General features: G+C 57.5%; 25 protein-coding genes and 2 other RNA genes. 6 read left to right on the forward strand and 21 right to left on the reverse strand.

Features of this window, described 5'->3' with window-relative positions; translation table 11 throughout:
- Positions 1-127 precede the first annotated feature (127 nt).
- The 6 genes from ACTG2G_RS20845 to ACTG2G_RS20870 all read right to left on the reverse strand — a co-directional run bounded on the left by ACTG2G_RS20845 (position 128) and on the right by ACTG2G_RS20870 (position 6,281).
- The gene (locus ACTG2G_RS20845; RefSeq protein WP_439985819.1) at positions 128-1,129 is read right to left on the reverse strand and encodes a glycosyltransferase family 4 protein; all 1,002 of its coding nucleotides are present in this window, start codon (positions 1,127-1,129) and stop codon (positions 128-130) included.
- 80 nt (positions 1,130-1,209) lie between these two features.
- Positions 1,210-2,700, reverse strand: a complete 1,491-nt coding sequence (locus ACTG2G_RS20850; RefSeq protein ID WP_439985820.1) for a SpoIIE family protein phosphatase — start codon at positions 2,698-2,700, stop codon at positions 1,210-1,212.
- Positions 2,701-2,723: 23 nt separating this feature from the next.
- Entirely contained in the window at positions 2,724-3,392 is a 669-nt protein-coding gene (locus tag ACTG2G_RS20855) for a tyrosine-protein kinase family protein (RefSeq protein WP_040068147.1), read from the reverse strand.
- A 1-nt stretch (position 3,393) separates the two neighbouring features.
- On the reverse strand, positions 3,394-5,499 hold the full coding sequence (locus ACTG2G_RS20860; protein WP_005351417.1) for an SLBB domain-containing protein: 2,106 nt from the start codon (positions 5,497-5,499) through the stop codon (positions 3,394-3,396).
- An 18-nt stretch (positions 5,500-5,517) separates the two neighbouring features.
- A complete protein-coding gene (locus ACTG2G_RS20865; protein WP_019445317.1) occupies positions 5,518-5,934 on the reverse strand; it encodes a hypothetical protein in 417 nt (138 codons plus the stop codon).
- A complete protein-coding gene (locus ACTG2G_RS20870) occupies positions 5,931-6,281 on the reverse strand; it encodes an STAS domain-containing protein (protein WP_439985821.1) in 351 nt (116 codons plus the stop codon). Before ACTG2G_RS20870 ends, ACTG2G_RS20865 begins: the two co-directional genes overlap by 4 nt.
- Before the next feature lie 339 nt (positions 6,282-6,620).
- Here ACTG2G_RS20870 and ACTG2G_RS20875 point away from each other — a divergent pair, with 339 nt between their 5' ends.
- Together ACTG2G_RS20875 and ACTG2G_RS20880 are read left to right on the forward strand one after the other, a co-directional pair.
- Complete coding sequence (locus ACTG2G_RS20875) at positions 6,621-7,112, forward strand: molybdopterin-dependent oxidoreductase (RefSeq protein WP_439985822.1); 492 nt, start codon at positions 6,621-6,623, stop codon at positions 7,110-7,112.
- Between the two features lie 8 nt (positions 7,113-7,120).
- A complete protein-coding gene (locus ACTG2G_RS20880; protein WP_439985824.1) occupies positions 7,121-8,947 on the forward strand; it encodes an ATP-binding protein in 1,827 nt (608 codons plus the stop codon).
- On the opposite strand, the gene ACTG2G_RS20885 is transcribed toward ACTG2G_RS20880, so the two are convergent.
- The gene (locus tag ACTG2G_RS20885; RefSeq protein WP_421385893.1) at positions 8,934-9,182 is read right to left on the reverse strand and encodes a hypothetical protein; all 249 of its coding nucleotides are present in this window, start codon (positions 9,180-9,182) and stop codon (positions 8,934-8,936) included. The two genes, ACTG2G_RS20880 and ACTG2G_RS20885, sit on opposite strands and share 14 nt — an antisense overlap.
- 84 nt (positions 9,183-9,266) lie before the next feature.
- An RNA gene (gene ffs, locus ACTG2G_RS20890) (signal recognition particle sRNA small type) lies at positions 9,267-9,360 on the reverse strand.
- A gap of 346 nt (positions 9,361-9,706) precedes the next feature.
- Here ffs (ACTG2G_RS20890) and ACTG2G_RS20895 point away from each other — a divergent pair.
- Positions 9,707-9,976: a hypothetical protein gene (locus ACTG2G_RS20895; protein WP_124245252.1), complete on the forward strand. Its 270-nt coding sequence runs from the start codon at positions 9,707-9,709 to the stop codon at positions 9,974-9,976.
- A gap of 384 nt (positions 9,977-10,360) precedes the next feature.
- On the opposite strand, the gene ACTG2G_RS20900 is transcribed toward ACTG2G_RS20895, so the two are convergent.
- The 3 genes from ACTG2G_RS20900 to ACTG2G_RS20910 all read right to left on the reverse strand — a co-directional run bounded on the left by ACTG2G_RS20900 (position 10,361) and on the right by ACTG2G_RS20910 (position 12,660).
- On the reverse strand, positions 10,361-10,876 hold the full coding sequence (locus tag ACTG2G_RS20900; protein WP_182963760.1) for a hypothetical protein: 516 nt from the start codon (positions 10,874-10,876) through the stop codon (positions 10,361-10,363).
- A 407-nt stretch (positions 10,877-11,283) separates the two neighbouring features.
- The gene (locus ACTG2G_RS20905) at positions 11,284-11,925 is read right to left on the reverse strand and encodes a recombinase family protein (protein WP_064341587.1); all 642 of its coding nucleotides are present in this window, start codon (positions 11,923-11,925) and stop codon (positions 11,284-11,286) included.
- A 408-nt stretch (positions 11,926-12,333) separates the two neighbouring features.
- Positions 12,334-12,660 (reverse strand): hypothetical protein, encoded by a 327-nt coding sequence (locus ACTG2G_RS20910; protein WP_439985825.1) that lies wholly within the window; start codon positions 12,658-12,660, stop codon positions 12,334-12,336.
- A gap of 146 nt (positions 12,661-12,806) precedes the next feature.
- Between ACTG2G_RS20910 and ACTG2G_RS20915 the strand changes: the two genes are divergently transcribed.
- Positions 12,807-13,501, forward strand: a protein-coding gene (locus tag ACTG2G_RS20915; protein WP_270657729.1) for an IS1 family transposase whose coding sequence is annotated in 2 segments (ribosomal slippage) — positions 12,807-13,053 and positions 13,053-13,501 — 696 coding nt in all. Because the reading frame shifts where the segments join, the coding sequence is not laid out codon by codon here.
- Positions 13,502-13,520: 19 nt separating this feature from the next.
- Here ACTG2G_RS20915 and ACTG2G_RS20920 read toward each other — a convergent pair.
- From ACTG2G_RS20920 to ACTG2G_RS20965, 10 genes are all read right to left on the reverse strand, one after another.
- Complete coding sequence (locus ACTG2G_RS20920) at positions 13,521-13,946, reverse strand: hypothetical protein (RefSeq protein WP_439985826.1); 426 nt, start codon at positions 13,944-13,946, stop codon at positions 13,521-13,523.
- Positions 13,947-14,139: 193 nt separating this feature from the next.
- Entirely contained in the window at positions 14,140-15,300 is a 1,161-nt protein-coding gene (locus tag ACTG2G_RS20925) for a tyrosine-type recombinase/integrase (RefSeq protein WP_429206079.1), read from the reverse strand.
- A 97-nt stretch (positions 15,301-15,397) separates the two neighbouring features.
- An RNA gene (gene ffs / locus ACTG2G_RS20930) (signal recognition particle sRNA small type) lies at positions 15,398-15,494 on the reverse strand.
- 102 nt (positions 15,495-15,596) lie between these two features.
- The gene (locus ACTG2G_RS20935; RefSeq protein WP_429206081.1) at positions 15,597-16,385 is read right to left on the reverse strand and encodes a sulfite exporter TauE/SafE family protein; all 789 of its coding nucleotides are present in this window, start codon (positions 16,383-16,385) and stop codon (positions 15,597-15,599) included.
- 105 nt (positions 16,386-16,490) lie between these two features.
- Positions 16,491-17,927 carry an arginine-ornithine antiporter gene (gene arcD, locus ACTG2G_RS20940; RefSeq protein ID WP_005336921.1) on the reverse strand — a complete coding sequence of 479 codons (1,437 nt, stop codon included), beginning with the start codon at positions 17,925-17,927 and terminating at the stop codon, positions 16,491-16,493.
- Between the two features lie 358 nt (positions 17,928-18,285).
- Positions 18,286-19,065, reverse strand: a complete 780-nt coding sequence (locus ACTG2G_RS20945) for an SDR family NAD(P)-dependent oxidoreductase (protein ID WP_421385904.1) — start codon at positions 19,063-19,065, stop codon at positions 18,286-18,288.
- 52 nt (positions 19,066-19,117) lie between these two features.
- On the reverse strand, positions 19,118-20,020 hold the full coding sequence (gene mmsB, locus ACTG2G_RS20950) for a 3-hydroxyisobutyrate dehydrogenase (protein ID WP_439985827.1): 903 nt from the start codon (positions 20,018-20,020) through the stop codon (positions 19,118-19,120).
- A 50-nt stretch (positions 20,021-20,070) separates the two neighbouring features.
- A complete protein-coding gene (locus ACTG2G_RS20955; protein ID WP_439985828.1) occupies positions 20,071-21,183 on the reverse strand; it encodes an enoyl-CoA hydratase/isomerase family protein in 1,113 nt (370 codons plus the stop codon).
- A gap of 18 nt (positions 21,184-21,201) precedes the next feature.
- Positions 21,202-21,984, reverse strand: a complete 783-nt coding sequence (locus ACTG2G_RS20960) for an enoyl-CoA hydratase (RefSeq protein WP_439985829.1) — start codon at positions 21,982-21,984, stop codon at positions 21,202-21,204.
- A 140-nt stretch (positions 21,985-22,124) separates the two neighbouring features.
- Positions 22,125-23,282, reverse strand: coding sequence for an acyl-CoA dehydrogenase family protein (locus ACTG2G_RS20965; RefSeq protein ID WP_439985830.1), 1,158 nt, complete (start codon positions 23,280-23,282; stop codon positions 22,125-22,127).
- 305 nt (positions 23,283-23,587) lie between these two features.
- Between ACTG2G_RS20965 and ACTG2G_RS20970 the strand changes: the two genes are divergently transcribed.
- Complete coding sequence (locus tag ACTG2G_RS20970) at positions 23,588-24,730, forward strand: isovaleryl-CoA dehydrogenase (protein WP_439985831.1); 1,143 nt, start codon at positions 23,588-23,590, stop codon at positions 24,728-24,730.
- Positions 24,727-26,337 carry a carboxyl transferase domain-containing protein gene (locus ACTG2G_RS20975; RefSeq protein WP_429206089.1) on the forward strand — a complete coding sequence of 537 codons (1,611 nt, stop codon included), beginning with the start codon at positions 24,727-24,729 and terminating at the stop codon, positions 26,335-26,337. The genes ACTG2G_RS20970 and ACTG2G_RS20975 overlap by 4 nt, the downstream gene beginning before the upstream one ends.
- Positions 26,338-26,341: the final 4 nt, after the last annotated feature.

The following is a 26,341-nucleotide window of genomic DNA, read 5'->3' on the forward strand; positions in this document are numbered from 1 at the left end:
ACCAACAGCAGAAACCCAAGCGTTGCGTGATCACAGAAGCAATCCGCCCCTGCAACCCCTAACACCGGCACATAAAAAAACGAGTAGCCAGCGGCCACTCGTTTTTGGCGGGTTTCCCCTTGGGGATTCAGGCGCCGTAGACAGCCAGAATATCGGTCACTCTGTTGCTCACGCTGTACCCGCGGGCTATGGTGTTGCGGGCCGCCTGACTCATTTTGCTGCGCACCACCCCATCGCTGCGCAGCCAGTAGTTGACCAGCTCCGCCATATCCCTCACATGGCCGGGCTCCACCAGCCATCCATTGGATTTATGGTCGATCAGATTGACTAGGCCCCCCACCGCAAAGGTACAAACCGGTATGCCGTGAGCCATCGCCTCCAGGGCCACCAGCGGCAACCCTTCAAAGCGGGAGGTGATGCAGAGCAGGTCGATGTTGTGCCACTCATTGGCCATGTTCTGGAAACCATGAAGCTGGACGCGATCACCATACTGCTGCAACAAGGCACTTTTCATGGGGCCATCCCCGTAGAGATGAAACGTCCCATCCGGGCAGAAGGCGGCCAGCTGGCAGAACGCCTCCGGCCCCTTTTCCGGCGAGAGGCGGCCGACAAAGGCAATCCGGTTGCCAGTTACCGTAGCCGGCGTCGCAGGCATGGGGACAAAGTTGCTGATCACCGTGCTTGGCACAGGCAATTTGCGAGCGATGGGCTCGCTTACTGCAATACACTTCGCAAAACGCGCTGTGGTGCGATCCAGCCAGCTGTAAAACTTCAGCAAGCCTTCCCCGTCATCCCCGCTGTGAAAGGTCGAGACCACCGATTTTCCGCTGAACCAGGCTGTCAGTCGCCCCAGCACCCCGGCCTTGTAGCCGTGGGTATGGATCAGCACAGAGGCAGGCTGGCGGGCCAGACGGCGCATAAAGTCGCGGCTGTTGTGGCACACCTCGTAGGGTAAGCCCTGTTGTTTTAGTAAGATCGTAAAGGGGGTCATGCCGTGGTTGCTCACCAGCACTATGGTGGGGCGAAATCCCCTGGCCAGCAGATCGTTGGCCAAGTGGATAATGTGAACTTCTATTCCACCGACCTGACGCGCATCGATGGCCAGCCAGATCTGCTGCATGGGTAACATAGGCACCTCCTCCCGTGGCTCCATGCCACCTGAAATGAGGCGCTGCATAGAGCGGGCCAGTCAGGCAAAGAGGGGCTGGATCAGGCGCCGGGACAGGCGACCAGCAGGAGGGTCATGTCATCGAGGGCGGCATCATTGATGCGCTCATCAAACCAGCGGGCAATGCGATGAGCCAGTTGCTCAAGACCGGGCCCCGAAGTCAGGCAGATCTCCTTGAGCTGCGCCTCCCAGCACTGGCGCTCTGCGGCATCACGGCTATCGAGCAGACCGTCGGTCCAGAACAGCAGGATCTCGCCGGGCTTGAGCTGACGCTCATTGGTCACGAAGTGGGGATCCGGGCGCAAACCGGGCAAGGGGCCGGTCACGCCGACCTGACGGAAGGTGCCGGGCCCGACCAGCCAGGGCGCCGGGTGGCCCGCGCTGGCCCACTGCACCCGCCCCTCGTTGCCGAGCTCAATACAGAGGGTGGTGAGCAGGGTAGCCCCAAGAAGCGGATCACTGTGAACCGCATTGGACAAGATGGTCAGCAAACGGGCGGGGGCGCGCTCCAGATCGTGTGCCGTCAGCAAACCGCGCAGATAACCGGCATAGGCATGGGCAAAGAACTTGGCTTCTGCATCGTGGCCCATCACATCCCCGAGCCACAGCACCCGATCCTTGACCAGCAGAAAGTCCCCGCCCCCCACGGTGGCCGCGCGGGTTTGCAACGCCAGCTGGTATCCCCCTATGGAGGTGGCGGGCAATAACGGGCGCAGCGCCGAGGTCATGCGCTGATCCAGCTGTTCGCCCCATTGCGACTTAAGCTGCTGCGAGCGTTGCAGCACCCGCGAAACCGCCAGCAACAGGTCCTGCTTGGTGATGGGTTTGACCAGAAAGTCATCGATCCCCAGCGCCCCCGCCCGACTCTGGGTCCACTGATCCTGATGACCTGTCAGGAAGATAAAGGGCACCCCCTTCATCTTGGGATCCTTCATCAACTGCTGGCGCAGCCCAAAGCCATCGATCCCCTCCATCTCGATATCGGAGAGCACCAGCGCGGGGGGCTGCTTTCCAAGCGCCAGCAGGGCGGCATGGGAGTCGGCATAACTTTCAACCCGGTAGTGCTCATGAAGGTAGGCGGTGAGCAAGGCACGCATCACCTTGTCATCGTCGATCACCGCGATCACCGGCAGTTGGTTGACCGGGCCCTGCTGGCGAAGGGTCACGCGATTGCGCTCACCGTCGCGAGAGAAGTACACCTCGGCAAACAGCTGGTGCACCAGCGCCAGCCCGTATCCCCCCTCCTGTAGTTCATCGGGTAACGGCGCACTGGCAAGACCGGGTTGCGGGCCGCCATCATCTTCCAGTATCAGACTCAAGCCCGTTTCATCCTCTTTCAGAGTGAGCCAGAGCCGGGTCGCGGGAGGAGCTGTGTGTTTGACGCTATTGGTGGCCAGCTCACTGAAACAGAGCAGCCAGTTGGCTTGATCCTTTGGGGAGACCTGAAACAGGGAGAGTCCCTGCGCCAGCCGGTTGCGCAGTTCGCGCACCGACTGCAGGGTTGCCGGAGCAGATCGCAACCAGTCATCCATATCGGGCCTCCATCAGCGGGCGATCAGATCCGGAAATTGAGCAAGGCACTGCGCCGACACCAGCGCTTGAGCCATTCGGTCACCCGGTTGCTGGGCAGCCGGTTGAGTTCGCGCAGGATCTCGCTGGCCAGCCCCGGGTTGAGTTTGTCGTTATAGACAGCGCCAATCAGATTGGCCTCGGCACGGGTCAGTTTATCCACCGCACTTTGTACCACGGTCGTCGGCGTCACTCCCGCCAGCACCACCAGCAGTGCCCCTTCACAGGCCCCGCACACCTGATCGGCCGGAATATTGCCCCGATTGAGGGCGGTGAGCGGCGAGGTATCGAAGATCACCACATCGTAATGTTCGAGCCAGCGAACCAGCAATTGGCGCAAGGTATCCTTGTTGCGAAAGGCCATCAGATCCTTGCCCGGCGCAGGGAGCAAGGACAAGGAGCGGCCATTGGCCACAGGCTCGGGCACATCATTGGGCCCCCAGGCAACCGCCGGGGCGCGGCCGGGGTGATAGAGATTGAGATCCACCAGCAGGGTGCGCAGCCCATCCGCTTCCGAGCGCCTTGCCAGCGCATCGCAGATGGAGCTCACCCCCTCTCCCCCTTCCGACGAGGTGACCGCCAGCGAGCGGATCCCCCGGGCGACCGTCGCCGCGTAGAGGGATTCGAGCTCCAGATATTGAATGGGGATGCTCATATCAAAGCGTCCCGACCAGGGCCACCACCGAGATCGTGGTCAGAATGTCGCGCATGCCATCCATGAAGATGGCCCAGTTGCTGCTTTTGCTATCAGGGATAAAGACGGTGTCCCCGGCACGCAGCACCGGCAACTGGCTAAAGTCGGGCTCTTTGGCAAAGCCGTCGAGATCGAAGCTGCGGGCCTGATCCCCCTGACCACTGGTAGCCATGTTGATCACCACAATCTTCTTGATATAGGCGCTGCTGGTCGGGCCCCCTGCCTCTGCCAGCAGATCCAGCAGGGTCATGGAGGAGTCAAAGCGGTAGCGACCGGGACGGGCAATCGCCCCCAACACCCGAATGGTGTTCTCCTTCGGCTCGTCGAGCCAGGGGCGATTCTTCTCCGGCAGATAGATGGAGTCGCCGGGCAGCACCTTGGGCAGCAAGGTTTCATCGCCGGTTTCAAAGTAGAGGGCAAGATCGAGCTTGCTGACCCGCGCCGTGCTGCCACTGCGATGGGCGATGCGCACATTGCGCAGATCCGCCGCCGCAGTCGGACCATCGGCGGCCGACAGGATGTCGATAAAGCCCATCTGCTCATTGAAGGCATAGCGACCGGGCGCCCCGACCTGACCGAAGATATAGATGGAACTGTCCGGTGACTGGCGCACCCACTGGGACTTGTTGTCACTGGGATCGGTGGGCAGCTCGGGGATCATGATGGTGAATCCGGCCCGGATCTTCGGCAGGCTGGCCAGCGCCCCGCCCTGATGAAGGAACTTGTCGAGATCAAACAGGGTCGGCGTGGCCTGCCCCCCTTCGGCGGTCAGGATCTGCACCTTGGCGATATCGGCCCGCTCGTTGGGTCCTCCGGCGTGGGCGATCAGATCCAGCAACGACATCTCGTCAGACCATTCATAGCGGCCCGGGATCCGCACCGCCCCCATCACCATCACCGCCCGCCCTGGTGCCACTTTCAACCAGGACTTCTCGTTGATATCGGTCTTTTCCGGCACAAAGATGGCATCACCGGGTTTGACTTGGGGTAGCGCCTTTTGCATCCCTTCGGTATAGGCCTGCAAGTCGATGGGTTCGATCGTGCCATCGGTGCGCAGCAAACGGATCTGGCGACTCTCGGCATAGCGGGTCGGGCCGCCGGCATTGGCCAGAATATCGAGGAAGGAGTCCCCTTCCCGCCCCTCATAGGCGCCGGGTTTGAACACCTCGCCCATGATGTAGATGGTGCGCGCTCCCCGTTTTATCTGCTCTTCATCCTTGGGCACGAAGATGGTGGCGCCCGGCGCCAGATTAGGGAGCAGCTTGTTGTTGCCGGAGTCGAGATAGGCTTTGAGATCGAACAGTTCGGGGGCATCACCATTGATCACCCGGATCCGCTCCACCCCGGCAAAGCGGGTCACCCCACCGGCTCGCATCAGCAGATCCACGATAGAGTTGCCGCTCTTGAAACTGAAGGCGCCGGGGCTGTTGACCTCGCCAAATACCTTGATCGCCTTGCCGGTATCGCCATCCCCGCCTGCCGCCAGGGTCGCCGCATCAAAATCGATCTGCACGTTGCCGATCAAAGGCGATGCGGGCACGAACACCACATCGAGGGATTGCAATGGCGGCAACACGCTGGCATCGCCGGTATCGAGATAACGCTTGTAGTCGAAGCTAGAGACCGTGCTGCCACGCCGCACCTGCATATTGTTGAGCTGGGCACCGGGCACCAGACCGCCAGCGGCATCGAGGGCCATCTGCACGTTGCCATCGGGCGCCAGATCATAACTGCCGGGTTTTTTGACATAGCCCATCACGCTGATCAGCAGCCGCTTTTCCAGCAAGGTGACGGTCAATTGAGAGAGGTTGTTGTAAACAGGTTTGAGGGCAGTGCGGATCAGCTCATCCGCCTGTTGCAGGGTCTTCCCCCCCACCACTAGGTTGCCGACTTCAGGCAGTGCAATCTCCCCCTGCTTGTTGATCTGGAAAGGCTGATCAAAAGCAGGCTCACCGGGTTGCACTATGGCCAACCGATCACCGGGAGCCAACAAGGTGGAGGCCAGTAACGGGCAGGTGAACAACAGCAAGAGAACACAGATCAATCCTTCGAGAGCGCCCCGTTTCATAGACATCCTTTTCGTCTGTTACGTCTGCCCCCATTGGCGTAAGGGGAGCCCTGACCAATCAGCACGACAGCCATCCGCTGTTGTCTGTTGCAGCCGCAAACGTACTTGTTGTAGTGATTGTGCCAACACGGTCTGACGCCAGGCTACATCCGACCAGAGCCGTCCGTGCATATCCCGTTCGATATCAATACGTTGAGATTGTAGTCGTTTCAACTCGGCAGGCATACACCCCTGCAGACTCGCTTGCTTTAATTCCGTCAGCTGCAAGTCGAGTTCCTTCTGACGCTCATCATAACGAGACCAGACCCGCCGTTCATCCTCATTGACCGGAATACGGGTAGGTCTTGCCTCTGCCATGCCGCCATACCCCTGTGGCGGCCACTGTGCACAACCCGACAGCAGAATGGACGATAGCAGGATACCAAAGCGTTTCATGATGCCGCGGCCATCATGCCACGGGAACGCATATAGGCCTTGATGCTCTCATGGCAGGGGATCACCCGGTCGATATGCAACATCTCCAGCAGGTCATGGGGTTGACCGGGTCCGCAGACAAGGGCCATCTGATGCCCGTTCATAATCAATCTTTTATAGAGAAATACCAAGGCTCCGATCCCCGACGAGTCGATAAAATGAACATCGCTGATATCGGCCAGGATATCTCCCGGGTGGGTCGAGAGGGTTTCAAACAACGGGCGGAGCTCACTGACGGCCATCGCGTCAAACTCGTTTTCCAGTACCACTACCTGGATATCATTAATGGTGTAAGTCATGCTTTCCATCGCTAGCTCCTTGTCGATTCTCAGACTATTTGCTGTCACGGCATTCAGCACGTTGCAAATGTTATGCCGGGCAGTGCCACGGCACTTGTTCTCCAAATGATACTCTTTGCGCCTTATTCACCGACACCCACTCCTCGTTTTGATTGCCAAATTGCAATTGACCTCCCCCGCACGTTGCAAACTGCAATTCACCTTGGCCGAGATCGCCAGATAACAGGCTAAATGGCTGATAATTCAAGCCCATTAGACTGGGCCCGATTATTGCTTGCCTTTGGACACACTTCACAAGCCACCGTTGGCTCGGCCCCCCATGCCGCCATTTTCCAGGAAGGAGAGATCATGAAAGCAGGCCTTTACATCGCACCACTGTTGGCAGCCCTTTGCGGCACCGCATACGCAGCCCCCTCCCCTGACAGCGCCGTGTTGAAGGTTGAAGGCGCCATCAGCAGCCCCACTCATCAGGCTCTGGCCCTGTGGGACAGCGCCATGCTGGATCAACTGCCGGTACACGAAATCAAAACCCATACCCCCTGGTATGACGAAGCCAAGACTTTTCGCGGCCCGCTGCTGCAAGATGTATTGGCCAAGGTCGGGGCAACCGGCAAACAGCTCACCATTACCGCGCTCAATGACTACTCGGTACAGGTGCCGACAAGCGATGCCGAGCAGTATCGGGTCATCCTCGCCCGCACGATCAATGGCAAGCCACTGTCGGTGCGTGACAAAGGGCCGCTGTACCTTGTCTATCCGTTCGATCAATATCCTGAACTGCAAAACAAGCTCTATTACGGTCGGGCTATCTGGCAGATCAGCGCGATAAAAGTGGAGTAAATCCCATCATGCGTTCCATGGCGGCCAGTCAACGTTTCTTGTTTGTGGTGCTCTGCGTGCTGCTCCTTGCCTTTGCCGGTATTGGTACCATCCAGTACCGGCAATTTCAGGATCTGCAGCGCAGTACCAGCCAGGGCGAAGACAACGTGATGTGGAACTATTTCCAGCTCTATAACGAAGCGCTGCGTTTTCAAAGCTCGCTGCTCCATGAGTCGCAACCGACCTTCCAGCTCAGATACGATATTCTGGTCAGCCGCATGGATCTGGTGCTGGAGAGCAAGGATCGCAGCCTGCTTCAGCAAACAGAGATCTACCAGCAGGCAAGCAAAGCCATTCGCTCCTACATCTCTCTGGCGGATATCTGGCTCGGCCCGGAAGCCACCAAGCCGCTGGACAATCTTGCCCATCAGGAGCTGCGCCAACAGCTTGCCTCCCTGCTCCCCCTGCTCCATCAGCTGACTCTGGAGGTGAACCAGCAGGCGACCCTGTTTGATGTGGCGCGTCGCGACAGCGTGAGGGAGCAGATCATCACGACGACACTCATCGCGACCCTGCAATTTGCGCTGCTCTTTGTGCTCGCCCTGCTGATCTGGCGGCAAATGAATATCTCGTTTCTGCAGCACAAACTGATGCAGCAGCTCAATGACAAACTGCTGCGGGCAAATCAGGCTGCAGAGGCAGGCACAAGAGCCAAAAGCAGCTTTTTGGCCAACATGAGCCATGAAATTCGCACCCCCATGAATGGCATTCTCGGCATGCTCTCACTGCTGGCCGACCGGGATATGGATCCGAGGGAGCGAGACTATCTGGAGACGGCGCGCGAATCGGCAAACCATCTGCTCGGTCTGCTTAACGACATTCTCGATGTATCCAAGCTGGAAGAGGGCAAGATCGAGCTGCAACTGGCGCCCCATCACTTGCCCCAGCTGCTGGAGGATATCCGGGCCCTGATGCAGAGCAACTGCGATGCAAAAGGGATCAAGCTGACCCTGGCTGTTGCCCCTGATACGCCGGAGTGGTTGATGATCGACCCGCTGAGGGTGCGCCAGATCCTCTTCAATCTGGTGAGCAATGCCATCAAGTTCACCCATCAGGGGGAAGTAAAGATCCACGTTGATAGCACCCTGTTGGAGCAGGATCGCTACTCGATACGCATCTCGATCCAAGACACCGGGATCGGCATGAGCAAAAGTCAGCTAAAGAACCTGTTTCAACGTTTCGCCCAGGCGGATGTCTCGATCACCCGCCAATATGGCGGATCGGGCCTGGGACTTGAAATATCCCGTAACCTCGCACGCCTGATGGGCGGCGATATCTCGGTAGAGAGTAGCGAGGGACATGGCAGTACTTTTACCTACATCTGGCCCGCCAGAGCCACTACCCCCTCGATTGTTTGCCTGCCGTCCAAGCCGCTGGATCAGGAGAGCTATCGCATCTTGCTGGTTGATGACAATGCCACCAACCGCAAGGTGATCGGCGCCATGCTCGACTCCGTGGGCCATCAGGTCACACTGGCCGTTCAGGGAGAAGAGGCGCTGGAGAAACTGGGTCACACCGAATTTGATCTGGTGTTGATGGATGTCCAGATGCCAGTGATGGATGGCCTGGTGGCCACCACCCGGATCCGCACCTCCCAGATGCCTTGGGCAGATATCCCCATCATCGCCCTGACGGCTGATGCGATGCCGGAATCCAAGCAATACTATCTATCCCATGGCATGAACGGGTATATCACCAAGCCCATCAATAAAGAGACGCTACTGAGCGAGATAAACAGACATATTTCCCATGGGCGGCTCAAATACAACACAGCCATGCGTGTCACCAAGCAATAACCCCCCCCTGATTCCGGGCTACTGATTGCTCATGTGGGGCAACATTGACCTCTGCAGGCAACTGAATGGGCTTGGGTCTGGAATGCACACAGGAAAGCCGCTTCGCAACAGCTGCACGGGCCGTCGGCTTGTCTCGGGTATGCAGGGATTTTTTGATCTCTTTACGACGACCACAGGGGAGCGTGGTGACTTTCCGGTAATACCAGATGCCGTGGGGACTGAGCCAGAGATTCATCGATGAGCTCCTCGTCGTCCACATAAAGTGGATGACCAAGGGCTTTAGGAAGCTAACTTATTGAATTGCAGAAACAAGTGGTGGCCCTACCAGCCACATCCCGGCACTCGAGTCCCCCGCCTTGGCTGCTACCTTCCGGTCCTGACCAGGTCGACGGGTTATCAATGCGAGCCCAAATAAATCAGGCACTTGGGGATGGAACTGATTGCCATCAACAAGATTTCTAAAATCAAGATGTAACAACTAACCCGACCAAAGTAATCCACATGAAGTGGAGTAGCTATAGGGGCAATTGAGGAGCCCATGATAACTGCCCTCCCCTAATGCTTCAAGCCAATGAAGAACAGACGTAGTAAGCCAACGTAAAACAGCGCCACAGGTGAAAGAAAAGCGGGTAATAGAAGCTCACTGGAAATCCAGTAGTTGGCCTTTGGCTCTGGTATCTAAGGGATGTTGTGAAGAGGATCAAGTAACGATGAGAGACCTTTCAGCATAATAAGCTCCATAGTGAATCGGAGACTTTTATGCGTATTTTAAGTGCTAGCTTATTTTCCCTTCTTGTCGTGTTTGGATTGCCTATTGCTGCCGCATCTGAAGATTCAGAAGAGTGCATTCAAGCAAGAGAAGAGGCTGAGAGTGCGGCAGACGTTCTTGCAACAGCAGCGAGCTCATTACATTCATGCGCAACAAATCTGGATCTTGAAGATGACTGTTCGTATGAGATGAGTAATGCGCAAAGTGCACATTCTGATTATGAATCTAGTGTTGCTGATGTCAGCAGTTACTGTGAATAACTTACCATTCTTAGAGACACCTGCATTCCAAACAAACACTGTTCAATAAACAGCCAGAAAAACTCGTTCCAGCTTAGACCAACTTGGCATTGCCCCAGCTTGTACAGATCTGGTCTTCATTAGACCTCCCTCTATTCCAGCAGGAATGGGGAGATCCCCAAAGTATGGAGATCACCGAGTTTGAGGGGGGGGGGGGCTGATAGGTATCTTATAGATAAGATTATTGGGATAGTCTTTATTGGTAATCATCACTAGCCAGAGCAGGCATTCATTCCCAATGAGCAAACGATGTCAGATCTGATAGAAGGTCTGGTAGATAATACTTTTTTGATAATCATCCCAGACCAAGATCGATGGATTCAGACTATCCCTGTAAACTCAAGCCTATGCTGCCTGACACTCCGACCAGACCGAGGAGTGATCTGACGGATTACTAAATAATGTCAGACTATTTCCAGTTGGCCCCCTTCCGATTTGTTCCCCAAGTTCTAGCTTAGCAAGGTAGTAGTCGATTGATTTACTCGCACTAATAGCAGCATTAGCTAGCTGACTCACGTATTGCTTGCTGACAGTGTCTGCCATTCGAGACTCGAGGAACGCCTTCACATTGGCATTGGTCAGCGTGGGGAAAGCCATGAGTAGCTTGATGATGAGTGTTGTATTTAATGGTTTTCCTGTGTACTTCTCGGAATTGTTCAACCTTGCAGCTCCAACAATCACATCATTGCACCAGCTTGGCAACTCGTAGATAGACGGGACTTTAAAAGGTAGCAGCAACCCATCTTCCAACGGGAGAGAAGTGCTATAGCGGTAAAGCCATTGGCGGACAAAGCGATTATCGTGGGTAAATACTGGACGGCCACGCTTAGGGGTAGCGATGGAATTAGTCAGTTCGGTCATTCAGTTATCTCTGGTTTGGTTGGTTTATCTCATGGGCTGTTCTCCATTAGTCAGGGTTTATTGGAAGGCAATTTTACAAAGGAAGGATCACGAGGACAAGCTGGCAGACTGTCCAAAAACAGGGGCGGTAAGAAAGAGGGTCGATAGATTTGTTCTCTCCTATGGTCAGGGTTTATTCAAATCAGCCAAGCATCGGACAGGTGATAGGCTGCCAGTGGATAGAGGCATCGACAGGAAGCCATCTCCATGATCCTCTGTGATTATCCATGGCCAGCACCTAAGCTACCCCATAGGCCAGTTATGCGATTGCTCAGAGATCGTTTGGTGCGTGTAGTGGTCAACTCATGGTGGAAGATTGAATGATGAAGCAGAGCGAGAGGAACCTGACTCCTCTTGATGTCTATAGGTTACTCGGATAGTTCCCCGCTCTCTCGCGCCTTCTTCAGCACTCGCATGACGGTAGCTCGTGACATACCTGTCATCTCCACAATGTCCCCCACTGATACGCCATTGCGCCTGAGGTCAACCATGACTTTGTGCTTGGCAACATCAGCTGTGCTTCCCCTGTACTTGCCCGCCTCCTTAGCCTTGGCAATGCCTTCAGCTTGTCGCCTTCTGCGATCCTCATAGTCTTTCCGAGCAAAGGCAGCAAGAAGTTCAAGCATCATCAGGTTCACCGCCCCAAGGATCCTCTGAGTCATGTCTGCGGCTCCAACCTGTCCCTTGTCCATAGCTCCCCAAGAGGTGGGTAGATCCAAAGCGACTATACGCACCCCTGCATCTTCAACGGCTCGTTTGAGTTGCTGCCATTCGGATTCAACTAGACGACTCAGGCGATCCACTTGCTCCAGCAGCAAGACATCTCCAGGTTGAGCGTCAGCCAGCAGACGGGTCAACTCGGGACGCTCCAAGTGTGCGCCAGATACGTTCTCCGCATACCACGCTGCTACTGTATGGCCTCGCTCTTGGGCAAAGTCTGCAAGTGTCTGACGTGCCCGTTGTGCATCTTGTTCTTGTGTACTGGCCCGCAGGTATGCCCTCACAAACATCTTTTCTCCTTGTCTCTCAGTCGTAATGTCAGTGCCGATCATTCATCAGTCATGTCTCAATCAAGTAGGCTCACTATAGTTGTCTCATTGAAGTAGGGTCAATGATTTTTTTATCACTTATTGGGGCACATAAACTATGTATCGTTGATGTATACCTAAATGAGACAAAAAGAGCAGGTAGTAGAAGTAGGAACACACGGTAGGAAGACATAGGGGTCTGCTACGCGCTGACACAATAGGATGCTTGAGGCTGTGACACATAGAGGTGCAGGCATGCGACAGGCTGTGGGATAAAGATAGTGATCAGGCGGCCTGCTAGCTGGCTCTTAGGGGGACGGGGGGAATCGTCACGGCTTCATTACTCAATGATACCCCCACAGATTTTTTACAGAATTTGTTCTGGTTCCATTAAACCCCTCGTGACACAAAACCTGCTCTGCTAGTTTTCTTCGGCGTAGCCATCTTTTTCTTCTCTTCAATACATGGAAGCGCCATCATTACTTCGAATTGAATTCTGCTGGTTTCCTGTTTCAAATCTGTCTCTGTTGTTTTACCTCCAAAATTTAGCAATGAAGCAACAGTTAGCTTGCCACCGATCTCACCTGCACTTGTATCACTGACAGTAAGCGCTACATCGAATGAGACATTCGTCTCTCTACGTTTTCCCCAGCCTTCCTCTGGCCTCGGGTTCACAACAGCGCCAAACTCTGCTGCAGCTTCCTGTGCCTCTTTCACTCCTTTGACAACCTACATAAGAGTTGTTTTAACAAACTCGTCTAGCTGCATAGACACTCTCCAACGATTGGGATTTCATCAAAAAACTGGTGATGCATCCGATCGGTTGAGTTGATATGATGAACTCTTTTGAGACCGACAGCTTCATGGCATCCATCACCGTTCACTGCCCTCGCTGCAACTCTGACCACGTATATCGCCATGGGAAGACCCCTGCCGGCCATGTTCGCTATCGTTGCCCCGTCTGTCCGCACGTGTTTCAGCTCACCTACACCTATGAAGCCCGCAAGCCTGGCGTCAAAGACAAGATTGTTGATATGGCGTTCAACGGCTCAGGTGTTCGTGATACTGCTCGCGTCCTCAAGATTGGCATCAACACAGTCATACGCACCCTAAAAAACTCACCCCAAGGCAAGTAACCTCCGAAAAGGTGGTGCTCGATGACGTGGCACTTATCTGTGAACTTGATGAGCAATGGGCCTATGTTGGCAACAAACAGCATCGACATTGGCTTTGGTATGCTTTTGATACCAAGAGAAAACGAGTCGTGGCATATACCTTTGGCCCACGCAACGATGAGACATGCCGTCGGTTGCTGAGCCTGCTTTCTCCGTTCCAGATAGGCTTTATCACCAGTGATGATTGGGGAAGCTATGCCAGAGAGGTGCCGAGCGAGATGCATCTGACCGGGAAGATATTCACCCAGCGTATCGAGCGTAACAACCTGACGCTCAGAATGCGCATCAAGCGATTGGCTCGCAAGACCATCTGCTTCTCTCGTTCCGTTGAGCTCCACGAGAAAGTGATTGGTGCCTTTATAGAAAGACACCATTTCAACTGATTGGAGTCATTACCCTCCATTAATTATTTTGTTCGGAGTTACAATACCCCACTACATCGCCAACCATCGAACGTGAAGTAGTCCAGCTATTGTCCGGTGCGTTTATGACCTTGGTATAGAGCACTTTTTTATCAGTAGTTATTGACCAGGTTTCAACTGTTGTAAAATTTGTGTCGTGGTAAAACCCAATTAAGGTATTTTTTGATACCTCTACATACACCAACCCGTCCCCACTCAAGCTCTTGCCTACGCTTGTCACTTTGCTGTTGTCGCCATCTACCGCCACTTGGAAGACTCCATTGGTTATTTTGTCTTCGGTGAAATTATAGTTGTCATGTGCTGTAGCGCCATAACCACTAATGTTTGTAACAATCCAACAGTCAGCGATAGCGTAAGGAGTCGAGAGACCAAGCAGGGCTGCACAACAAGTAGATGCAAATCTCATAAACAATCCTTAAAACAATAACATACCCCGTAAGAGGGCATACTATCATTTACCCAAGGCTCGACCAATTACAGTTTCTGTGAACATGTTGGTATGGGCAACTCTCAGCAAAGTGGCCCTCAGCAGAGAGCCTTTGCATTGAACCTCGGACCAGTCCTTCAGCCCTACACACGTCCAGGCCGTTTGCTCCCGTTCATAGCGCAGCTTCGATAGCAGCCTGCAGCTTATCAACTGCTACTCCACCACCGTACCTGTCGTAGCTGATGGCACCATTGGTATGCCCCAAGATTGCCGCCGCATACTGTAACGGCACCCCATGATCCTTCAACGCTGTTGCCACAGTATGCCGTAAGCTGTGGAAGTCTTTGTCTACAGGACGATGACGACTGAACCACTGCCCCCAAAGATGGCTGTAACCGTCTTGTCGATGAGGTAGCTCTGGGAACAACCGTCCCCCTTCCCTTTCCTGCACAAAGTCGATAAAGCCACCAGCAATCAGCGAGGAGTGAATAGGGATCAGGCGGGCACTGTTGGCCGTCTTGAGCTTCTGGTCTGGGCGGTTGTCTCTGATGTTCAGGCACCACACCTTGTCGACCTGCTGCACATCGTCCGCGTACAACTGGCAGATCTCATTGGCTCTCGCTCCGGTATACAGGCCGAGCAGCGCTATCCACTTACGGTATGGCTCCTGCTGCTTCGCCCATTGGATCAACCGTTGCTTCTCCGCAGATGTATAGCTGCTTCGAGCATTGACCTCTTTGACCCGCTGTAGCTTGAGCCCAGCGAAGTGATTGACGATGCCCTCGTGGTGATTGCCCAGCCAGATGAATAACAGAGAGAGCTTCTGGAGATACTTGTTGATAGTCGTCGGGCTCTTGCCTGAGTTCAGTAGCTCGTTCTTGAACTTGACCACATCGGCCTTGCTGTAAGCGGTGGGAGATCGATCCCCTAGCGCCTTGATGAAGTAACCGATGTAGTTCTTCTGGTTGCTGAGCTCTTTGGGCGCCCAGGACAGCGCCTTCTCTTTCAGATAACGCTCACTGAGTTCTGAGAGTACTGGGGATGCAATGGCAGAGGGTCCCACAGGGGCTGACTGAGAGGCTGGATTGGCCGCTGAGGGTGTCTGTTGCGGTAGCCGCTGAGGCTCTGGCAGGGAGTTTGACTGAGGTTCTGGCTGGACAGCCGCAGGTTTTACCCGAGAACGCGCACAGGCAAGCATCTGAGCCACCTGTTCACGAGCAACCAGCTTGTCCCGAGTACGGAGAGATTTCTTGATGTCTTTGCGGCGACCACAGGGGAGCACTGTCACCTTGCGGTAGTACCAGATACCTTGAGGACTGAGCCAGAGATTCACAGAGAAGACTCCTGATTCATCCACACAAAGTGGATTACCAAGAGGTCTGAAGGGTGCTATAAGCTGTAACTTATTGATTTACAAAAACAAGTGGTGGCCCTACCAGCCACATCCCGGCACTCGAGTCCCCCGCCTTGGCTGCTACCTTCCGGTCCTGACCAGGTCGACGGGTTATCAATGCGAGAGGACCAATAGGACCACCGGCGAGGAGAATAGGCAAACTGGGCGTTCAATGCAACGGCTTTCTACCCTCCAATAGATCGTTTGCCTTATTTTTCAACAATCTGCCGAATGAATCAGCTAAACAGCATAAATTTCGCCCCCACCAGCAGCATCAGCAGGGCAAAGGCCTGCTTGAGACGTGTGGGTGACAGGCGGTGTGCCAGCTTGGCACCAAGGCGGGCAAACTGGGTACTGGTCAGCACAATGCCCAGCAGGGCGGGCAGATAGATGTAGCCCACACTCCACTCGGGCAGATCGGCATGACCCCAACCCGCATAGAGGTAGCTGAGGCTCCCCGCCAGCGCGATGGGCATGCTACAGGCTGCAGAGGCAGCAACCGCATTGCGCATTGGCACCGAGTTCCAGCTCAGATAAGGGACGGTCAGCGAGCCACCGCCAATACCAAACAGCGCTGACATCCAGCCAATGATGGTACCGGCAATGCCGGTGCCGAACGCTCCAGGAAGGTGTCTTTCCGCCTTGGGCTTGAGGTTAAGCCCCATCTGCAGCGCCATAGTCCAGGCGAAGCATCCGATGATGATATTGAGGGTACTGGTGCTAAGCAGATTGGCGGTCATGCCGCCAAGCCAGCCCCCAATCAGCATGCCGGCGCCGAGTCGGCGGATCATCACCCAGTCGACGGCGCCCGCTTCCTGGTGCGCTCTAAGCGAGCTGAATCCGGTAAAGATCATGGTGGGAAGGGAAGTGCCCAGGGCCAAATGGGTAATGATTTCAGGTTCAAATCCCATCGCCCGAAAACTGACCACCAGCACGGGAACAATGATCAATCCACCGCCAATCCCGAACAACCCCGCCAGCATACCGGCAAAGGCGCCCAGCAGGAGGTAACCCATAAACAGCATAAAAATTCCTGTGTTAAACAAAAACTGGCCAACACGGCCGGGCAACAGTGGATATCTGCATGAAAAAAAAGAGATGGCGCGAGGGCCATCTCTTCATTGTGCCGGTTAGTGCAGTGGAATGGTACCGTCCATCACCTTGTAGAAGGCCAGCACGGCACAGCCAAGTAGGGCCGCCGTCATCCCCTGCTCCAACCGGTTAAGGCCGCGCAGACCGTGATGCTGACGCGCCTTCCAGTAGATGAAGATGCCCGGGCTGTAGAGCAGCGCCACCAGCAACAGGTACTCCACACCGGCAGCGTAGACCAGCCAGCAGCCGTAAACTGTCGCCACCAGGGCCAGCAGCAGGTCACGCTTGCGCTGATGAGGTTGACCCTGATAGGTCTCCCCTTTCAATGCCAGCTTCAGGCCATAGGCACCGGAGAAAACGTAGGGCACCAGCGCCGCCGAGGTGGCGATGTTGACCAGCGCCAGATAGGTGCTGCTCTGGAAGTAGATGATGATCAGGAAGATCTGCACCAGACAGGTAGAGCACCAGAGGGACACCTGCGGCGAGCCGTTCTTGTTCTCCTTGGCAAACCAGCCCGGGAACACACCGGTCTTGCCTGCGATATAGGGCACTTCAGCGGCCAGCACGGTCCAGCTGAGCAGCGCCCCCATCACCGACACCACCAGACCGATGTTGATAAGCCAGGCCCCCCAGGGGCCGACTACGGCTTCAAGGATCATGGCGGTAGAAGGGTTCTTGAGCGCCGCCAGTTGCGGCTGGCTCATGACACCCAGCGAGAACAGGGTCACCATCACATAGAGTGTCAGGGCGCCGAGCAGCGCCAGCACGGTGGCACGGCCCACATCCTTGCGATGACGGGCACGGGCAGAGACCACCACGGCCCCTTCAATCCCGATAAAGACCCAGAGGGTCACCTTCATGGTGGACTTGACCTGATCCATCACGGAGCCCAGCTCCATGTTGTTCTGGCCCCAAATATCCAGAGTGAAGGTATCCATGTTGAAAGCCAGCAGGATCGCAACACAGAAGACGATGAGCGGCACCATCTTGGCGATGGTGGTGACGATATTCACCAGCGCAGCAACCTGTACCCCGCGCAGCACCAGCGCATGCACCGACCAGATCAGGATGGAGGCCAGCGTGATGGCCACCGGCGTATTGCCGTCACCGAAGATGACGTTGTCAGGTGTATCGAAGAAGTAGCTCAGGGCGCTGAACACCACGATGGCGTAGGAGACGTTGGCCAGCAGTTGGCAGAGCCAGTAACCCCAGGCGGCGTTGAAACCGATAAAATCGCCGAAACCGGCTTTGGCATAGCTGAAGATACCGCCATCGAGATCGGGGCGGCGCATGGAGAGGTTCTGATAGACCAGCGCGAGACAGATCATGCCCAGACCGGTGATGGCCCAACCCAGGGCGACCGCCCCGGCACTGGCATGCGCAGCAATGTTTTGTGGCAGACTGAAGACCCCGGCGCCGACCATGGAGCCGATCACCAGCGAAATGAGGGCGCCCAGCCCTAGTTTCTTGTCCATTTCAATCCTGTTTATTTAGGCGGCGGCAGAGCGTCCGTATTCATACTGCGCGCAATATGGGAGGGGCTGGGAATCCTGACCCCGTGAAAAAGGCGGCAACTATATTGCATGACTATTCCGACCGCAATCCCTCGTCCCGTCAATCATGCACCGCCTTGACCGCGCGCAATTTTACAGCACTGACCCATATGGCCTGTGAGCTGGCTCAAATTAACCAAGACCCATTGATATTTCTCATTTTTCTGCCAACACAACCTGACTCGCATGGTTCCTATGCATCGCCATTCAGGCGCTCTCTGTATAAATAATCTGCATAAAAAAGCCCCGGTGGAAACACCGGGGCCCATTATGTAAATCCCTATAAACGCAAACCGCCATCCAGTTCTATCATCCGCCCCGACAGATAGTCGTTGGCAAAAATAAAGCTCACCGTCTCGGCCAGCTGTTGCGCCTCGCCAAGGGTGCCGACCGGAATGGCCTGCTGCATCCGCGCCATCGCCTCCGGCTTCATCGCCGCCGTCATGTCGGTGGCAAACACCCCGGGGGCAATCCCCATGACCCGAATGCCATGGCGCGCCAGCTCCCGCGCCCAGGTCACCACCAGCGAGGCAACCCCTGCCTTGCTGGCGGCATAGTTGCTCTGGCCAATATTGCCGGCGCGGGCGATGGAAGAGATGTTGATGATGACGCCCCCCTGCCCCCCTTGGGCCATCAGCGCCGCCCCTTCGCGCCCACAGAGGAAGGTACCTGTGAGGTTGACGTCAATCACGCTCTGCCACTGGGCCAGCGTCATCTTCTCCACCAGTTCACCCTCTTTCACCTTGATCAGCATGCCATCGCGCAAAATGCCGGCGCAGTTGATAAGACCGTGCAGCACGCCAAAACGCCCTTTGATGGCGGCAAACGCGGCTTCAACCTCGGCTTCGCTCGCCACATTGCAGACAAACAGCTCGCACTGACTATCTTGATCACACTGACCATTCTGGCTGTGAACCATGGCGGCGGTCGCCTCCAGATCGGCGCGATTGATGTCTAGCAGCGCCAGCTTCGCCCCCTGTGCGCCCAGGGCCAGCACAATGGCCCGTCCCAAGCCACGTCCGGCACCGGTAATAACGATGACCTTATCTTTGATATCCATCAATGCTCCTTGTAGCTGGTCGAGGGGAGATGCCTTGAAGAGAGGTGGCCCGTCAGGCGGGATCCTGTTTATCCAGATAGAGTTCGACGATGCTGGAGAAATCGCGGCTCCCCTGCCCCTGGGCGGCATGCAGGTTGAACAGGTTACGTGCCAGCGCCCCCATCGGCACAGCGCTGTGGCCATGCTCGGCCAGCGCCATGGCCAATCCCAAATCTTTCACCATCAAACGGGTCATAAAGCCCCCCTGATAGTTGCGGGCGGCAGGGACATTCTCCATCACCCCGGGCCAGGGGTTGTAGCGCTCCAGACTCCAGTTGTTGCCGGAGCTCTTGCCCATGATGGTGGAGAGCACGGCGGGATCCAGCCCCTCCTTCACCCCGAGGGCCAGCGCCTCGGCAGTGCCCGCCATATGGATCGCAAGCAGCATGTTGTTGCACATCTTGGCGATCTGCCCAGCACCCAGCGCCCCGGCGTGAAACAGGTTCTGCCCCATGCAGGCGAGCAAGGGTTTTGCCGCCTCGAAATCCGCCGCGTCGCCGCCAACGATAAAGGTGAGCGTCCCGGCGGCCGCACCGGCGACACCGCCCGATACGGGGGCATCGATAAAGCGCAAACCGCGTGCGCGGGCCGCCTCCCCGACCTGACGGGCAGAGTCGACATCGATAGTGGAGCAGTCGATCACCAGTGCACCAACCGGCAGGGCGGCCAGCAGATCCTGCCCGTCAGACAACCAAAGATCGCGCACATGTTCCCCCGCCGGTAGCATGCTGATCACCACCTCGCAGCCGGTCACCGCCTCACGGGCATCCCCCGTGGCGATGCAGCCAGCGGCGATAGCGCGCTCAATGTTTTGGGCCACCAGATCAAACACCTGCACCGTGTGCCCGGCCCTGGCCAGATTGGCCGCCATGGGCCCCCCCATGTTGCCGAGCCCGATAAACCCTATCCTTGTCATCCGCTTGCTCCTTGCGTTGCTGATGGCGGCGTCCGCCGGTTACCAACCTGTTATTCCTTGCAGGCCAACGGATTGCGCCCCTGCGGCCAGCGATAGAACTCATCCAGCCACTCCCCCTCCGGTGGCAACTGTTGCCAGCGGGGATCTTTATCCTTGTCGATCAGCAGTGCCCGTACCCCTTCCACAAAATCCCCCTTCAGCACGCAGTTGACCGAGAGGGTAAGCTCCTCGGCAAATACCTCTGCCAGTGAGTTGCGGCGAGCCTGCCAATATTGGCGCCACAAAATGGCACGGCTGATGGGGCTGCCGGTGCGGCAAATCTGTTGCGCCTGCTGAAGTACCACCTCCTGTTCATCGAACTGAGCCTCGAACAACCGCGCCAATACCCCTTGCAACGTGCGCCCCGCCAGCAGGGCATCGATCCTCTGTTGATGGGGCAGCAACACTGGCGCTGGCAAGCGGGTAGCCACCTCACGGTGCAATCCCCTGAGCAGCAGATCGATCTGCTCGCGGGGAGCACCACTGGCAGCCCAGTCGAGTACGGCGAGGCGTGACAGCAGCTCACTGCGCTCGCCACTGGCGATGGCGTGATCCGCCAGCCCAAGACCGATGGCATCACTCCCGTTGAAGCGGGCGCCAGTCAGACCGAGCCAGAGCCCGAGTCGCCCCGGCATCCGGCTTAAAAACCAGCTTGCCCCCACATCGGGGTAGAGGCCGATGGTCACCTCCGGCATGGCGAACAGGCTTCTTTCGGTCACCACCCGAAAATCGGCTCCGGCAAACAGGCCAATGCCGCCCCCCATGCAGATACCGTCCGCCACGCAGATCAGGGGCTTGCGGTAAGAGTAGATGTGGTGGTCGAGCCGGTACTCCTGCTCGAAAAAGTCGCGGGCATATTCGAACAGTTCCGATCCGCTTGCCTCCTGTTTGCGGTAATAGAAGGAGCGGATATCGCCACCGGCACAAAATGCCTTCTCACCCGCCCCCTGCAACAGCACACAGACGATGGCGGGATCCTGCTCCCAACGGGTCAGCGTCTGTTGCAGGATCTGGATCATCGGCAGGCTCAATGCGTTGAGAGACGCCGGGCTGTCGAGGGTCAACACCCCGATCTGATGACCATCTTCGGTGGGATAACAGCTAACCTTGACCGGCTCACTCATAAACGGCTCCGTATGGATTTATTTTGTTGGGCCATATTGCCAGCGCGGTAAGCGTTTCTCCAGGAAGGCGGCCACCCCTTCACGCTGATTGGCATCGCTAAAGAGATCGAGAAACAGCGACCGCTCAAGGGGCAAGGCTGCATCCCGTGGGCCACTGCGGCCCTGATTGATCAGGGTTTTGCAGGCGCGCAGAGCGCTCGGGCTCTGGCGCTCCACCAGATGGGCCATCTGGTGCGCGGCCTCCCACGCCTGACCGGTTTTCACCACCTCCTCCACCAGCCCCATCTCGTAGGCCAGCGAGGCACTCACCTTCTCACCGCAGAGGATCATCCGCTTGGCCCAGCCCGGCCCCACCAGCTCGGTCAAACGCTGGGTGCCACCGGCACAGGGAAGCAAGCCCACCGAGGCTTCCGGAAGTCCCAGCAACGCCTGCTGCTCGGCGATGCGGATATCACAGGCCAGCGCCACTTCCAGCCCGCCTCCCATGGCATAACCATTGATGGCGGCGATACTGACGCCGTGAAAACGGGCCAGCGCCTCGAAGGCCTTGCCAAAGGCCTCGGCTACTTCGCAGGCCAGCTCGACATTCCCCTCGACAAACATATTGAGGTCGGCACCGGCGCAAAAAAATTTGTCGCCCGCACCACGGATCACCAGCGCCACCACATCGGGACGACTGTCGAGCTCCACCATCATCTGCAAAAAGGCCTGCAGGCTGGCAAGGGTCCAGGTGTTGGCAGGGGGATGGTCGAGGGTGATATAGGCCACGTGGCCATGATATTCGAGTCTGATCCTTGTCATAACATTGTCCTTGTCGATGAAGCTGCCGCCATGATGACAGGCTTGAATGACACCAACCTGTGGCTGGCTCACAAAGCCGAAACCGGCATGGCATGGTGCAAATAGGGTGGCAGGCAACACACCCTTGATGCGACCACCGGTTAGCCCAGCGACAAACCGGGATCGGCCAGCAGGCGGCGCGCGATGATGAGTCGCATCACCTCGTTGGTGCCCTCCAGAATGCGGTGTACCCGGGTATCGCGCAGATAGCGCTCGAGCGGATACTCGCGGATATAACCATAGCCGCCAAAGAGTTGCAGAGCCTCATCACAGATTCGATAACCCACATCGGTGGCAAACCGTTTGGCCATGGCACACCAGGCACTCTTGTCGGGTGCCCCGCGATCCAGCTTGTCGGCGGCCTGACGCACCAGCAAACGGGCGGCAGCCAGCTCGGTCGCCATATCTGCCAGGCGGAACTGCACGCTCTGGAATTCGCTGATCGGGTGACCAAATTGCTGGCGCTGCTGCACATAGGCCAGCGTATCGTCCAGTGCCTGCTGGGCAGTGCCCACCGAGCAGGTGGCAATATTGATGCGCCCCCCATCAAGCGCCTGCATGGCGAACTTGAACCCTTCCCCCTCTTCGCCCAACCGATAACAGACAGGAATGCGAACCCCGTTGAAAACAACCTCCCGAGTCGGCTGGCTGTTCCAGCCCATCTTCTCTTCTGCCTTGCCATAGCTCACGCCGGGGGCATTAGCCGGTACCATAAAGGCAGAGATCCCCTTCGCACCTTCACCACCGGTGCGCGCCATCACCACCAGCACATCGCTGCTGCCTGCCCCCGAGATAAAGACCTTGGTTCCCTCGATGAGGTAGCTGTCACCCTCGCGCACCGCCCGGGTCTTGAGTGCCGCCGCATCGGAACCCGCCCCCGGCTCGGTGAGGCAATAGGAGCCCAGCAGCTCGCCGCTGGCCAGTTTGGGCACCCACTCTTTGGCAACCTCGGTGGGCAACCAGCTACCCAGCATCCAGCTCACCATGTTGTGGATAGTCAGATACGCCGTGGTCGAGGTACAGCCCATGGCGAGGCGTTCGAAGATGAGGCTCGCATCGAGACGAGGCAGCCCCAATCCGCCAAACTGCTCCGGGGTATAGAGACCACAAAAACCTAGCCCGGCCGCCTGCTTGATGGTCGGGATCGGAAACTCATGCTCCTTGTCCCAGCGCGCGGCATGGGGTTTGAGCGCCTCATCGGCAAAGGCGGCGGCCGCCTCCACATACGCCTGTTGATCATCGGTCAGGGTAAAATCCATCTCGTCTTTCTCTCCCTTGTTGCCCCGCGCTTCTTTTCCTGAGTTAGTGCTTTATGACGCGGCACCCACACGCTGCGTCTGTCGGATCTGCCACTATGGCGCTGTTGTCGTGGCAGCTGATGACGCTCTCACTACCACCGCTTTATCAACACACAACAGATTAACAATTGATTTACGTTTACGCTAACGTAAACTTATGGCAGAAGTGAAGTACAAAATGGACCGACCACTACCAGCCGTAACGCCGAGTCAGCCGGTCGAGCCAACCTTCCTACCCGACTGTCATATCCGCAAGGAGAGCATGGATGCAGATGGATGAGACCCTGAATGCCCTGACCGAACAGGTTGCGGCCTTCTGCCAGAAAGTGATCGCCCCGCGCGCCAGCGAGATCGATCAGAGCAACGCCTTTCCCCGTGATCTCTGGCCCCGGATGGGTGAGCTGGGGCTGCACGGCATCACGGTGGCGGAGGAGTATAACGGGGTAAACCTCGGCTATCTGGCCCATGTGCTGGTGATGGAGCAGGTGAGCCGCGCCAGCGCCTCGGTCGGCCTCTCCTACGGCGCCCACTCCAACCTCTGCATCAACCAGATCCACCGCCACGGCACACCGGAGCAAAAAGCGCGCTACCTGCCCCCGCTGGTGAGCGGCGAGCATGTGGGGGCGCTGGCCATGAGCGAACCGGGCGCCGGGTCCGATGTGGTCAGCATGCGCCTCACCGCGAAGCGCGAGGGCGATCACTTCGTGCTGAACGGCAACAAGATGTGGATCACCAACGGCCCGGATGCCGACACCTTCGTCATCTATGCCAAGACAGATACCAGTGCGGGCCCCAAAGGAATTTCTGCCTTTATCGTTGAAGCCGGCACTCCCGGTTTTTCTACCGCCCAGAAGCTCGACAAGCTGGGGATGCGCGGCTCCAGCACCTGCGAGCTGGTGTTCGACAACTGCCGGGTGCCGCAGGAAAACCTGCTGGGCACCCTGCACGGCGGGGTCAAGGTGCTGATGAGCGGGCTCGATTACGAACGGGTGGTACTGGCGGCCGGCCCCCTTGGCATCATGCAGGCCTGCATGGACGTGGTGCTGCCCTATGTGCGTGAGCGCAAACAGTTTGGTCAAGCCATCGGCGAGTTCCAGCTGGTGCAGGGCAAGCTCGCCGACATGTATACCCGCCTCGCCAGCAGCCGGGCGCTGGTCTACTCAGTGGCGAGCGCCTGCGATCAGGGGCGCACCAGCCGTAAAGATTGCGCCGCCGCCATCCTGTTTGCCGCCGAAAACGCCACCCAGATGGCCCTCGACGCTATCCAGCTGCTCGGCGGCAACGGTTACATCAACGAATACCCCACTGGCCGCCTACTGCGGGACGCCAAACTCTACGAGATCGGCGCCGGCACCTCGGAGATCCGCCGCTGGCTCATCGGCCGCGAGCTGATGGGAGAAAATGCATGAGTCGTATCCACTCCCGTCTCGACACGGCGAGCCCGGAATATGCGGCCAATCGGGCCGCCATGCAGGGGCTGGTCGACGATCTCCACGCCCGCATTGCCGAGATCGCGCTAGGGGGCGGCGCGGCCAACAACACCCGCCATCAGGCCCGCGGCAAGCTGCTGCCCCGCGAGCGCATCAATCAACTGCTGGACCCGGGCTCCCCGTTTCTCGAACTCTCGGCGCTGGCTGGCTGGCAGGTCTATGACGAGCCAGTGCCCGCCGCCGGTATCATCACCGGCATCGGCCGGGTCTCGGGCAGGCTCTGCATGCTGGTGGTGAACGACGCCACCGTGAAGGGCGGCACCTACTACCCGCTCACGGTGAAAAAACACCTGCGCGCCCAGGCCATCGCCGAGCGGCTGCGTCTCCCCTGCCTCTATCTGGTGGATTCCGGCGGCGCCTTTTTGCCGATGCAGGATGAGGAGTTCCCCGACCGGGATCACTTTGGTCGCATCTTCTACAACCAGGCCCGCATGTCGGCCCAGAATATCCCTCAACTGGCAGTGGTGATGGGGCTCTGCACCGCAGGCGGCGCCTACGTGCCCGCCATGGCGGACGAGTCGATCATGGTCAGGGAGCAAGCCACCATCTTTCTGGCGGGCCCGCCGCTGGTCAAGGCCGCCACCGGCGAGGAGATCAGCGCCGAGGCCCTGGGCGGCGCCGAAGTGCACTGCGCCCACTCCGGGGTGGCGGATCATATGGCCCGTGACGATGCTCACGCGCTGGCCATCGCCCGTACCCTGCTCACTCATCTGGGCAGTGACCATGATCCGATCTCGGGCTTGGCATCGACCTACGATGAGCCAAGCTACCCCATAGAGGAGCTCTACGGTCTGGTGGGCACCAGTCTCAAACGCCCTTACGACGCCCGCGAACTGATTGCCCGGCTGGTGGATGGCTCTGACTTTGACGAATTCAAGGCGCTGTTCGGCACCACTCTGGTGACCGGCTTTGCCCGCATTTGCGGCATGGAAGTGGGGATCCTCGCCAACAACGGCGTGCTGCACAGCGACAGCGCCCAGAAGGGGGCCCACTTTATCCAGCTCTGTAACCGGCGTGCCATCCCGCTGCTCTTTTTGCAGAACATCACCGGCTTTATGGTGGGGAGCAGCGCAGAAAAAGAGGGGATCGCCAAGCATGGCGCCAAGCTGGTCACCGCCGTGGCCTGCAGCCGGGTGCCCAAGATCACCCTGATCGTCGGCGGCAGCTTTGGTGCCGGCAACTACGGCATGTGCGGCCGCGCCTATGAACCCGATTTTCTCTTTAGCTGGCCCAACAGTCGCATCTCTGTCATGGGTGGCGAGCAAGCTGCCGGGGTGCTGGTGCAGGTGCGTCGGGACAAGCTGGCGACCGAGGGCAAGGACTTGAGCGAGCAGGAGGCAGCCGCCATCCGCGCACCGGTGATAGAGCAGTATGAGCGGCAGGGCCACCCCTATTACGCCAGCGCTCGCCTGTGGGATGACGGCGTCATCGACCCGGCCCAGAGCCGCACCGTGCTGGCGCTGGCGCTCGCCGCCTGTCAGGGGGCCCGCATTGAACCCGAGCAGTACGGCATCTTCCGGATGTAAGGAG

Origin of the sequence: Aeromonas sp. 55A, from assembly GCF_051919665.1 — a bacterium.
Taxonomy (GTDB): Bacteria; Pseudomonadota; Gammaproteobacteria; order Enterobacterales; family Aeromonadaceae; genus Aeromonas; species Aeromonas veronii.

Excerpts from the sequence above, each read along its gene's own strand:
- ACTG2G_RS20880 (WP_439985824.1), top strand. The coding sequence starts at position 7,121 with ATGCGTTCCATGGCGGCCAGTCAACGTTTCTTGTTTGTGGTGCTCTGC.
- ACTG2G_RS20970 (WP_439985831.1), top strand. The coding sequence starts at position 23,588 with ATGCAGATGGATGAGACCCTGAATGCCCTGACCGAACAGGTTGCGGCC.
- ACTG2G_RS20860 (WP_005351417.1), bottom strand. The coding sequence starts at position 5,499 with ATGAAACGGGGCGCTCTCGAAGGATTGATCTGTGTTCTCTTGCTGTTG.
- ACTG2G_RS20935 (WP_429206081.1), bottom strand. The coding sequence starts at position 16,385 with ATGCTGTTTATGGGTTACCTCCTGCTGGGCGCCTTTGCCGGTATGCTG.
- ACTG2G_RS20845 (WP_439985819.1), bottom strand. The coding sequence starts at position 1,129 with ATGTTACCCATGCAGCAGATCTGGCTGGCCATCGATGCGCGTCAGGTC.
- ACTG2G_RS20870 (WP_439985821.1), bottom strand. The coding sequence starts at position 6,281 with ATGGAAAGCATGACTTACACCATTAATGATATCCAGGTAGTGGTACTG.
- ACTG2G_RS20850 (WP_439985820.1), bottom strand. The coding sequence starts at position 2,700 with ATGGATGACTGGTTGCGATCTGCTCCGGCAACCCTGCAGTCGGTGCGC.
- ACTG2G_RS20895 (WP_124245252.1), top strand. The coding sequence starts at position 9,707 with ATGCGTATTTTAAGTGCTAGCTTATTTTCCCTTCTTGTCGTGTTTGGA.
- ACTG2G_RS20885 (WP_421385893.1), bottom strand. The coding sequence starts at position 9,182 with ATGAATCTCTGGCTCAGTCCCCACGGCATCTGGTATTACCGGAAAGTC.
- ACTG2G_RS20865 (WP_019445317.1), bottom strand. The coding sequence starts at position 5,934 with ATGAAACGCTTTGGTATCCTGCTATCGTCCATTCTGCTGTCGGGTTGT.
- mmsB (WP_439985827.1), bottom strand. The coding sequence starts at position 20,020 with ATGACAAGGATAGGGTTTATCGGGCTCGGCAACATGGGGGGGCCCATG.
- ACTG2G_RS20945 (WP_421385904.1), bottom strand. The coding sequence starts at position 19,065 with ATGGATATCAAAGATAAGGTCATCGTTATTACCGGTGCCGGACGTGGC.
- ACTG2G_RS20960 (WP_439985829.1), bottom strand. The coding sequence starts at position 21,984 with ATGACAAGGATCAGACTCGAATATCATGGCCACGTGGCCTATATCACC.
- ACTG2G_RS20855 (WP_040068147.1), bottom strand. The coding sequence starts at position 3,392 with ATGAGCATCCCCATTCAATATCTGGAGCTCGAATCCCTCTACGCGGCG.
- ACTG2G_RS20965 (WP_439985830.1), bottom strand. The coding sequence starts at position 23,282 with ATGGATTTTACCCTGACCGATGATCAACAGGCGTATGTGGAGGCGGCC.
- ACTG2G_RS20975 (WP_429206089.1), top strand. The coding sequence starts at position 24,727 with ATGAGTCGTATCCACTCCCGTCTCGACACGGCGAGCCCGGAATATGCG.
- ACTG2G_RS20900 (WP_182963760.1), bottom strand. The coding sequence starts at position 10,876 with ATGACCGAACTGACTAATTCCATCGCTACCCCTAAGCGTGGCCGTCCA.
- ACTG2G_RS20955 (WP_439985828.1), bottom strand. The coding sequence starts at position 21,183 with ATGAGTGAGCCGGTCAAGGTTAGCTGTTATCCCACCGAAGATGGTCAT.
- ACTG2G_RS20875 (WP_439985822.1), top strand. The coding sequence starts at position 6,621 with ATGAAAGCAGGCCTTTACATCGCACCACTGTTGGCAGCCCTTTGCGGC.
- arcD (WP_005336921.1), bottom strand. The coding sequence starts at position 17,927 with ATGGACAAGAAACTAGGGCTGGGCGCCCTCATTTCGCTGGTGATCGGC.
- ACTG2G_RS20920 (WP_439985826.1), bottom strand. The coding sequence starts at position 13,946 with ATGAGATTTGCATCTACTTGTTGTGCAGCCCTGCTTGGTCTCTCGACT.
- ACTG2G_RS20905 (WP_064341587.1), bottom strand. The coding sequence starts at position 11,925 with ATGTTTGTGAGGGCATACCTGCGGGCCAGTACACAAGAACAAGATGCA.